Source organism: Pseudomonas sp. 5Ae-yellow, assembly GCF_014077575.1.
GTDB classification, from domain to species: Bacteria; Pseudomonadota; Gammaproteobacteria; order Pseudomonadales; family Pseudomonadaceae; genus Halopseudomonas; species Halopseudomonas neustonica.
Genome location: NZ_JACGWE010000125.1, coordinates 1 through 893, shown reverse-complemented (window position 1 = coordinate 893; position 893 = coordinate 1). Strand labels below are relative to the sequence as shown.

Here is an 893-nt window from a genome sequence, read left to right as displayed (position 1 = left end):
TGGCGAGATAGCGCGATGGCTTCGCGCTTGAATTCAGGGCTGTATTTTCTGCGTTTGGACATGAACACTCCTTTGGCACATTGTGCCTCTTTTCAAGAGTGTCCGCAGTAACGGGGTAGAACCCACCAAAGGCTTTAAGTCCCGCGATTGGGGGGCTCTTATAGCGACCCTCTTGCCATACAGCGTCACAGGTCAACGCTGCCTTTATACCCTCGAGAAATACGAAGTTGTGCGGCCAGCAGCGGGCCGTGGCGCAGATGCTTGCTAAGCGCTTCACCTGTTTCGGGTAGAGACACGCCCAGTGCAGTGCTTGCATACCTCCCATCGACCATCCAGCTACCAGCGCAATCTCTGCGTTACCGAAGCGGGTCTCGATCAGTTTGTGCTGCAACTGAACATTGTCGTACAAGCTGACGTGCGGAAAGCCTGCGCCGCGTTGGCTGATGTGTGCATTACTGGGGGAGCTGGACTGACCGTTGCCCATCAGGTTAGGAATTACGATGCAGTAGCGCCTGGGATCCAATGGTCCTGGCGCACCAATGAAGGGCAAGTTGCCTGAGTGTGCTCCACCGTAGTACGTCGGTAGCAGGATCAGGTTGTCTTTTTGAGCATTCAGTTCGCCTACTTGGACGTAACTGAGTGTCGCGTCAAGCAGCGTTTCACCGCTTTGCAGCTTAAATTCCTCGACACTGAAGTGTTTCGCAAATAACTGATTTTTTTGCATAAATTGGTATATCCCAAGAGCCGATAGTTGGCGTTTTAACGCATTGAATCGCCCCTAGTTTCGTAGACACCTCCAGGCCTTATAATCGAGGCACCCAGGAGGTCCAATGAGCAACTCACGCTACACCGAAGAATTTAAAATTGAAGCCGTCAAACAGGTGGCTGACCGA

1 protein-coding gene is annotated in these 893 nt (G+C 52.4%); it reads right to left on the bottom strand.

What is annotated here, in order from left to right:
• The coding region (locus tag H4J77_RS19550; protein ID WP_182250127.1) for an alpha/beta fold hydrolase at positions 1-724 on the bottom strand (724 nt) is incomplete at its 3' end.
• Positions 725-893 lie beyond the last annotated feature (169 nt).